This window comes from Actinokineospora sp. (assembly GCF_050699995.1).
Classification (GTDB): Bacteria; Actinomycetota; Actinomycetes; order Mycobacteriales; family Pseudonocardiaceae; genus Actinokineospora.
The window spans coordinates 1-1,164 of the sequence record NZ_JBOHGC010000180.1 but is presented as its reverse complement, the minus strand read 5'-3'; the positions used below and the strand labels follow the sequence as shown (position 1 = coordinate 1,164).

General features: G+C 70.2%; 1 pseudogene. It reads left to right on the top strand.

What is annotated here, in order from left to right:
* Positions 1-21 precede the first annotated feature (21 nt).
* Positions 22-1,164: pseudogene (locus ACRDSQ_RS09965) on the top strand (RHS repeat-associated core domain-containing protein); the annotation flags it as partial.

Genomic DNA, 1,164 nt, shown 5'->3' with positions numbered 1-1,164 from the left:
CTAGTCGCCTACCCGGACTGTGTGCTGACCACCCCGGACCTCCCGAGGTGCAGGCAGTCTGTCCCGGTCTCGGCGACCAGGACGGGTGAGAAGACGCTCTCCGGGGACGTGGTGTTCGCCGGGGTCAGCGCAGCGCACGATGGTTCCCGCCCGGACCGTGTGCCCGGCGCATACGCCCCGATGGTCCTCGCGGCCGTGGCGGGCACCTCCGGTGGCGGCGGCGATCTTGCCGCGACGTCGCTGTCGGCGGCCGGTTCCTGGACAGCAGGCGGGTCCGGCGGCGGGTTCTCCTACGACTACCCGATCACCCTTCCGTCACCACCTGCCGGTGAACCGCCGAAGCTCTCGCTGAGCTACGCCTCCGGCGCTGTCGACGGGGCCACGTCCGCGACCAATAACCAGGCGTCCTGGATCGGCGACGGCTGGGGCCTGTCGGTCGGCGGCTACATCGAGCGCCAGTACAAGCCGTGCGCTCAGGACCTCGGCGGCAATAACGGGCAGACCAAGACCGGCGACCAGTGCTGGGCCACGGACAACGCGACGATGACGCTCGGCTCGGCGAGCGGGCCGCTCGTCCGCGACCAGGCGACCGGCACGTGGCGCCCGAGGAGCGACGACGGATCGCGGGTCGAGCGGCTCACCGGTGCGGCCAACGGTGCCGTCGACGGCGAGCACTGGAGGGTCACCACCACCGACGGCACCCAGTTCTTCTTCGGCCTCAACCGGTTGCCCGGCTGGACGGCCGGCACACCGGAGACCCAGTCGACGTTCACCACTCCGGTGTTCGGCAACAACACGGGTGAGCCGTGCTACCAGGCGGCGTACGCCTCGTCCTGGTGCCAGCAAGCGTACCGGTGGAACCTCGACTACGTCGTCGACCCGTACGGCAACCAGGTCACTTTCCACTACCAGCCGGAGATCAACCACTACGGCCTGAACCGAAACACCACCACCGCGGGCACGCCGTACACTCGGGGCGGGCACCTGCTGCGCATCGACTACGGGCTCAACACCAAGGCGGGCGGCGCCTACGCGCATGCCCCCGCCCGGATCGTGTTCGACGCGGCCGAGCGGTGCCTGCCCTCCGGCGCGGTCACCTGTGACCCCGCCCAACTGAACTCCGATACGGCGTCGTCATGGCCGGACGTGCCCGCGGACCTGATC